At 66.1% G+C, this 7653-nt stretch carries 6 protein-coding genes; 3 read left to right on the top strand and 3 right to left on the bottom strand.

The window, feature by feature from the left end:
- Window positions 1–670 precede the first annotated feature (670 nt).
- Window positions 671–1912, top strand: coding sequence for an IS110 family transposase (locus ABZ070_RS33780; protein WP_356639588.1), 1242 nt, complete (start codon window positions 671–673; stop codon window positions 1910–1912).
- A gap of 662 nt (window positions 1913–2574) precedes the next feature.
- Here the strand turns inward: ABZ070_RS33780 and ABZ070_RS33785 are convergent.
- On the bottom strand, window positions 2575–2880 hold the full coding sequence (locus tag ABZ070_RS33785) for a hypothetical protein (protein WP_356639590.1): 306 nt from the start codon (window positions 2878–2880) through the stop codon (window positions 2575–2577).
- A gap of 233 nt (window positions 2881–3113) precedes the next feature.
- Between ABZ070_RS33785 and ABZ070_RS33790 the strand changes: the two genes are divergently transcribed.
- Entirely contained in the window at window positions 3114–3602 is a 489-nt protein-coding gene (locus ABZ070_RS33790) for a hypothetical protein (RefSeq protein WP_356639592.1), read from the top strand.
- Between the two features lie 826 nt (window positions 3603–4428).
- Here the strand turns inward: ABZ070_RS33790 and ABZ070_RS33795 are convergent.
- Together ABZ070_RS33795 and ABZ070_RS33800 are read right to left on the bottom strand one after the other, a co-directional pair.
- The gene (locus ABZ070_RS33795; RefSeq protein ID WP_356639593.1) at window positions 4429–5124 is read right to left on the bottom strand and encodes a type 1 glutamine amidotransferase domain-containing protein; all 696 of its coding nucleotides are present in this window, start codon (window positions 5122–5124) and stop codon (window positions 4429–4431) included.
- Window positions 5125–5159: 35 nt separating this feature from the next.
- Window positions 5160–5831, bottom strand: a complete 672-nt coding sequence (locus ABZ070_RS33800; protein ID WP_356639595.1) for a type 1 glutamine amidotransferase domain-containing protein — start codon at window positions 5829–5831, stop codon at window positions 5160–5162.
- 182 nt (window positions 5832–6013) lie between these two features.
- Between ABZ070_RS33800 and ABZ070_RS33805 the strand changes: the two genes are divergently transcribed.
- Complete coding sequence (locus tag ABZ070_RS33805; protein WP_356639597.1) at window positions 6014–6922, top strand: LysR family transcriptional regulator; 909 nt, start codon at window positions 6014–6016, stop codon at window positions 6920–6922.
- Window positions 6923–7653 lie beyond the last annotated feature (731 nt).

Below are 7653 nucleotides of genomic sequence, written 5' to 3' on the forward strand. Positions count from 1 at the left end.
GGCTCGCTCCGCTCGCCGCGCGCGGCCCCGGCCACCAGCGCCGGGCCCCGACGCTCCTGTCTCCGCCCCGCTCCGGGCCCCGGCTCCGCCGGCCGCGCGGCTAGAGCGAGCACACCTAATCCCAGGCCTCAACCGCATCGCGGCTGGGCCGCCACCTCACTAGCCCGTACCCTTCAAGCAGGCTCGATCGGGCATGAGTGGCAGCCTCGGGACACCGGTGCCGCGGCTCGCCCTCGCTGCTAATTAAGAGCTGCGATCAGGATCGCTACAGTACGGGCGTGCAGGTGGGCACCCGGTCGGGCTGTACACTCCGCGTCCAGCCAGGAAGGCCGGATGCGACTCGTAGCAGCCTGCCCATCAAAGGGCTCTCCACGACTCCGTCGGCCGGCCTTCCGGGGCGCCCCATGACTGCTGATTAAGAGTGGCGACTCGATCGCTCGTACGGACTTTCCGGTGGGTGTCCCTGCTGTCTGATAATCGTTGCACGTATAGCCGGGAAGGCTGGATGCGACTCTCACTAGCCTGCCCATCAGGGGGCTCCGAACGACTCCGTCGGCCAACCTTCCGGTCACCCTCCATAACTGATTAAGAGCTGCGATCTGATCGCTCGTACGGACTTGCTTCAAGGGTGGCCCGGCACTTTTGTTCGTGTGCGACCTGGAGAGGCGAGATGACACAACGGCCGCCACAGGTATGGGCTGGGATCGACGTAGGGAAAGGGCATCACTGGATCACCGTGGTCGACGCCGACGGCGACCCGCTGTGGAACCGCAAGGTGGTCAATTCCGAATCCGACATCCTGACCGCACTCGGTGAGGTCATGGATGCGGCGGACCAAGTGACCTGGGCTCTCGACCTCGTTGACGGGCCAGCAGCCTTGCTGCTGGGGACCCTGGCCAACCATGGCCAGAATCCTCGGTACGTCACCGGTTCGAAGTTCGCTGCGTTCAAGGTGAGCTTCAGCGGCCAGGGCAAGTCCGACTTGAAGGACTCCTACATCATCGCGGAGTTCGCTCGCTGTCTCCGGCGGCAGACAGTCCCTGTGCCGGCACCTCGCAGGATCACCAAAGAACTCACGCTGATCCTGGCCCACCGCAACGGCCTCTCAGCCGAACGCACCAGGACCATCAACCGTATGAGAGCCCTGCTCACCAGCATCTTCCCAGAGCTGGAGCGGTCATTCGAGTTCGCGCGCTCCGACGGTCCGCTGGTCCTGCTTTCCGGATACCAGACACCAGCAGCCATCCGACGGATGGGTGAGAGCAGGCTAACGGCCTGGCTCGCCAAGCGCGGCGTGAGGAAGGCAGCAGCCATCGCGGAGAAGGCGGTGACAGCTGCCAAGGCGCAGGACTCGGCGGCCACCGGAGAGGATCTGGCGGCCGAGCTGGTAGCCGAACTCGCCCAGAAGATCACGCGGATGAACACCCGCCTGAAGGAACTGGAAAGCAACATCAGGGAGCTCCTCTCCCAGCACCCTCAGGCGCCGATCGTCCTTTCCATGCCCGGATTCGGCGAGCTCCTCGCAGCGGAACTTCTCGCGGCGATCGGTGATATTTCCCGGTTCCCGAGTGCTGGGCGGCTCGCTGTCGCATCAGGAATGGCCCCTGTCTCCAGGGACTCTGGAGCAAATACGGGGAACCGCCGGCGCCCCACCCAGTACAGTCGCCCCCTGCAACGGGCATTCTTCATGTCAAGCCAGTCCGCGTGCCTGACTGCGGGGACGTGGGAGAAGGAGATGTATTTACGAAAGTACAAGGGCTACACGCACGACAAGGGCCGCCACAAGAAGGCCGTCATCGCCGTCGCCCGCCAACGAGTCTCCATCCTGTGGGCGATGCTCCGGGACGGCAGACTCTATGAGCGCGAGTACAACCCCCGCGAGAAGTCAGCCGGAGAGACTCAGGCGGCTTGACTAAACCTATTAAGAGTCGTTCGTGGCACCAGCGCACCCCACGGGCCCCGGTCTGCGCGGGAGCTCATGCGGCTCGGGCGTATCGAGAGGTCACCGTGCGGTGGGCTCGCATCACCAACACCAACGAGTGAGGAACCGGCGGGTGTTGACACAGAGGGCTCTGGACGCTGCCGCTCTGACCTGAGGCATCAAGGCCCGGATGATCGAAGGCATCGGTCCAGCGCCGGACAGCGGCAACACCCGCCTATGGTGATGGCGGTCAGGAAGGCGCCGGAGGTTGCTCGATCTGGCACTAGGCATTGCAAGCCCGGTTTGCGGAAGGCATCCGTCCGGCACCCACGCGACCGCCACCACCATGAGCACCAGGACCGTGCGCACTGTCTAAAGCGAGGCGTTCGCCACCCGGCAGCCACTAGACGTCACGATCCGGCACTCGAACATCCCGAGAAGCAACCGCTGCCCCGGAACGTCCCTAACTACGGATTAGGCAGCCACCATGGGGCGAGCCTCGAAGATCGGGGCCCACATCGGGCCTTAACGGGCAGGTCCACAGACTGCCCGATTTCGCTGACCAGCGTAGGGGCCCCGATCTCTCGCCCCATGGCAGCTCCCGCCCAAAGCCGCTCCACCGACCTCGTAGGCGCGTGTCGGGGTGTAGCCCATCACCGCTCCCAGGGCAGCGTCTCGATTGCTGCAGTGTCGCCGCTGGCGAGGAGCCCAAACAGTCGCAAGACCTCCTCGCGGCCGACCGCGCGTAGCTGGCCGAGGGGCACTGAGTCGTCCTCGGCGTTCTCCCGGAGCAGCAGGCCACTGGCAAGCGCGCTGAGAGACCAGCCAGATTCATGGGACAACGACACATCCGGATGCTCGTCGTCCGCGCCAGCCAGACCATCCAAGACCCGCCGCATGGTCTCCGAGTCGGGTTCATCAACCGTCCCGCCCATGACGTCGTACATGAAGTAGCCCATAGGGCCAATTACCTCATGTGGCGATGCCTACAACAGGTCCGCCCCGTGCCCCATCCGTGCCCGATCAGACGGAGAGGATCGGGGAACCACGGGGAACCAGAGTGAGACACCAGCTCAGCGGCAGGTCAGCAGCGCCGCAGCTCAGCGGCCATCCGCATACGGCGTCTTCCAAACTCGTGATTTAGACAGGGAATAGGCATGACTGTGCTGCCCTCGCTGGCTACGGTGTCCCCGTGCTGCAAGACAACGATTGCCAGGCCGCTTGGCTGGAATCGAAACGACTGCTCGTCAGTCCTGAACGCCACATCGACACGTTGCGGTGCCTCCTCGCCGAGGACGACGACGCGCTTCTGATGCATGACTACGACCTGGTCAGTGATCCGCAGACAGTTGCCCTCGTGCGAGCGCAGCAGCGTGCAGGAGGGCAACGCTGCCGCAGACTGAAGCGATTGGCGGCACGTCGACGCTCCGCGAAGCGACCTCACCGTCTGACATCAACGACGGTGAACGATGGCGGACGGAAGAGGTCGCAGGCGGAGCGAGGAGCCGCCACCGAACCCTGTCTTGAAGGGCCGCGCCGCAGGCTGATCGAACTCCTAAAGCGGTGGCTTCCTGACAACCAGCGGCCGCGGCCAGCTAACGCCGACCACGAGTGCGCTGCCGTCCTCGGTGAGGAAGAGCAGGGTGAACCGTGTCCGATTGCCAGGATCGATCAGCGCTGAGCGCACAGGCCGTCCATATTCCCTGATGAGCTGCACTGCTCGCTCCAGGCCAGGAGGTTCGTATCCGCGCATCCGCATGCGCTGAAGTCGGCGACTGAAGACTCCGGCATGCGCACCAGTGGGTTGTACCCGCTCCTCCACCGAGTAGGGGGCGCCGCTGCGGAGGGCAGCCAGAGCTATCACGGACGCCTCGTCATCACCGATCAACAGCGATTCCAGCGCATGCCGTTCCATGGTCACCCCGTTTGGATCGCATGCGGTACAGCAGTCGGGTACCGCAACCCTAGTAGCCACCCCCGCACGGTAGCGTCCCTCCGGGCCCACCCAGCGGCCGGTATGACCCCGCTGACCGATCCTGCCAGAGCTACGGATCAGATGTTCCCCGTGCCACAACCGCGCCAGAACGTGCGGGGAGTCACGGGGAACTGCGGTAGCGGACAGTGCGCGCAGCCCGCGTCTGTCGAAGTCGGCATGCCGCAGGTCAGGCCCCAACTCGCCCCACCTCGCTTCTAAAGCGGTGTTCAGCATCGTGCCCGATCCGTGCCCGACAGGTCGGTAAACCGCGGTCAACAGCGGGTGCCAGGAAGAGCCCATGGTTTCGCCCTGGTACCCGTCGCCGCTGTTCAGGCTGCCAACAGCCGCCGGAAGCGCGGTGATTCCCAAGCTCAGAGCTCGGGTTCGATCCCCGTCACCAGCTCCAGAGAGAAACCCCAGGTCAGCGGCCTGGGGTTTGTTTGTTGTCTAGTCCAATTTGGGGCTGTCGGGGCCCTGCCCTCTGCGTGCCCTAAGTCGGACGCGCCGGGGATGGTCATCCCGAAGCCGTGGGTCAGGCCAGCTTCTTGAGCATTTCGGCTGCGGCGGGTCCGGCGGAGGCGGGGTTCTGACCGGTGACCAGGTTGCGGTCGACGACCAGGTTCGGGGCCCACGGCTCGCCCTCCTGGTAATCCGCGCCGATCTCGATCAAGCGGTCCTGGAGCAGCCACTTGGCGCCTGCCGCCAGACCGCTCTGGATCTCCTCGGCGTTGCTGAAGCCGGTCAGCCGGTAGCCGGAGAAGGCATTGCCGCCGTCGGACCGGGTGGCGGCCAGCAACGCGGCCGGGGCGTGGCAGACCACACCGAGCGGCTTACCCGAGGCGAGCGCGTTGACGAGGAGCTTGCCGGAGGTGGCGTCGACGGCCAGGTCCTCCATCGGGCCGTGGCCACCGGGGTAGAAGACCGCGGCGTACTCGTCGAGGTCGACGTCCTGCAGCCTGATGGGGTGCTCTATCTCGCTGATCGAGGCGATGGTATCCGCGATCTTCTTCGCGCCCTCCTCGCCGCCGTTGAACTGCGGCGCCAGGCTGCCCTGGTCCAGGGGCGGCACGACGCCGCCCGGCGTGGCCACGACGATCTCGTGGCCGGCGGCCGTGAACGCCTCGTAAGGGGCAACGAGCTCCTCGGCCCAGAAGCCGGTCGGATGCTTGCTGCCGTCCGCCAGCGTCCAGTGGTCGGCGCCGGTCATCACGAAAAGAATCTTCGACATGGTGCAGTCTCCTCGAGTCGGGGTTAGCTGGGTCGTCATTCGGTGCCGGCCAAGGCAGCGAGGATCAGGTCGCTGACAGCCTTGGTGGACACCGGGTTCTGTCCCGTGATCAGGCGGCCGTCGCGCATGGCGTGCGGCGTCATCGGGATGGTGGAGCGCACATACTTGGCGCCCTTCGCGCGCAGTTCGTCCTCCAGGAGGAACGGCACCCTGCTCTTCACACCGGCCAGTCGTTCCTCGACCGTCGCGAAGCCGGTGACGGTGCGGTTTCTTACCAGGGGGTTTCCGTCAGTGTCGCGGAGGTTGATGAGGGCGCAGGCGCCGTGGCATACCGAGGAGACGATGCCGCCGTCGGCGTAGATGGCCTGGGCCATTCGCTGCAGGTCGGTGCTGTCGGGGAAGTCCCACATGGTGCCGTGACCACCCGTGAAGAAGATCGTGGAGTAGTCGTCCGGATCTGTGCTGGCAACGGAAGGGGTCGCTTTCAGGGCGTCCATGAAGGCCGGGTCGTCGAGATAACCGCGAACCGTCCGGTCAACGAACAAGCGACCGAGGCTACGGGGGTCGAGCGGCACTACTCCGCCCGCCGGGCTCACCACGTCCACCGTGTGACCGGCCTTCACCGCCTTGTCGTAGAAATGGACGAGCTCGGCCAGCCACAGTCCGGTCTGGTGCTTGCTCGCCCCGTAGGTGGCCTGATTGGTCACGACCGCAAGAATCTTTTTCTGTCTCACTTTCCCTCGTCTCCTGGGCGGCCCGTGGTTTCGAAGCTAAAGCTGTTGATGTATCGGCGCCAATGAAGAGCCCGATACCGGGTATCGAAGAACCGATGCCTGGTCCGGGGACGTACGGCACCCGGCCGGCATGCCTACCTCGTAGGCTCGAAGCCGTGAGCGATCACGACATTCATTGGTCCGGTCCGCTGGACCTGAATCTGCTGCGCACCTTCCTCGCGGTGCACCGCCTGGGCTCCTTCACCGCCGCGGCGCGTCAGCTGAGCCTGTCGCAGTCCACCGTCACCACGCACATCCGGGCACTGGAGAGGCGCCTGGGCCGCGAGCTGTTCGAACGCCGGGCGCAAGGCGTCACTCCGCTGCCCCATGCGGACGAACTCGCCGCCCGACTGTCGGCGCCCCTCGACCAGTTGGCCGTCGTCACCGGCGAGGAACCGAGCAGCACCGTGGGGCCGGTCCATTTGGCGGGACCCGCGGAGTTCCTGGGCACTCTCGGCCTCACGGTGCTGGCCCAGCTGGTCGCGCAGGGCGTCCGGCTTCGGATGGCCACAGGGCTGACCGAATCGCTTCTCGAAGAACTGCGGGCCGGGCGCCACGACCTCGTCGTCGCCACCCGGCGGCCCCGTGGCCGGAAGCTGCACGCCGAACTCCTCGGCGACGAGGAGTTCGTCCTGGTCGCCGCACCTGTATGGACAGAACAGCTCAAGGGGCAGGAGCTGCCCACTGCCCTGGAGAGCCTTCCGCTGATCGCCTACGCCGAGGATCTGCCCATCGCCCGCCGCTACTGGCGCCACGTCTTCGACCGCCGCCTACACGCCCAGGCCGCCATCACAGTCCCCGACCTGCGCAGCGTCCTCACCGCCGTCACCGTCGGCGCCGGCTGGAGCGTCCTGCCCAGCTATCTGTGCCGCACCGAACTCACCTCCGGCGTCCTCCGTCTGCTGCACCAGCCGGAGGACCCGCCGATCAACACCTCCTACCTCGTCCAGCGCCCGGGCAGCTCCACCAACCCACACGTGACACTCGTCCGCGAGCACCTGCTGGCCGCCGCGAAAACCTGGTGAGCCGACCCAGCGCCGGGGCCTGACTGGATGCCGATGTGCGATGCCGAACTGCCCGCCCGGAACGCCGTCCGTCTCTGTGTCCGTCTCATTCAGCGCCGTTCACGGCTGTTCAGACGAGGTCGAAGCCCGTAACCGCTCCAGCGAATGCCGCCCATGAACGCAGGTTAACGGCCCTGTACGCGGCCCAGCGAAACACCACCACAGTTGGAAGGCGTGTTGGATCGGCACAGGGGGCTTGCGCGTCTGTCAGGCAGGGCTGCGACGTGTGGCGTGCCCGAGCCGTGCCCGATGGGGCGGGGAGTCAACGGCGGGCGTCGATCCAGGCATCCAGGTATGGATCCAGCACCAGGTTGCGCAGGTCAGAGGCTAGATCGGGCCGTCGAAGCGCGGTGATTCCCAAGCTCATGGCCCGTCCGGGCGAAGGTAAGTTGTGCCCAGTGTCAACAACTCCGCACCCGTGCCCCGAGTGCGCCCAGACGATGAAGGCCGGCGGCCTGGTCCTGTCCGGCCGGGAGGACGATGGCGCGCGAACCTGCCCCACGCTGTGGCGGTGCCCCGCTCGACACGTCTGGTGGAGGTGGGCGGACCGTCCGGACGACCCGCTGGAGCTCTGTCCGCACCCTCAGCTCTTCCGGTCCTGACATCTACGACTGACATCAACGAGGGCGCACAGCCGCATCCGCGAGCGACCCAGCACGGCGGCCGGACGCCCCGGCGTGCCTTTGGCACAG

Source organism: Streptomyces sp. NPDC006283 (assembly GCF_040613325.1).
GTDB lineage: Bacteria > Actinomycetota > Actinomycetes > Streptomycetales > Streptomycetaceae > Streptomyces.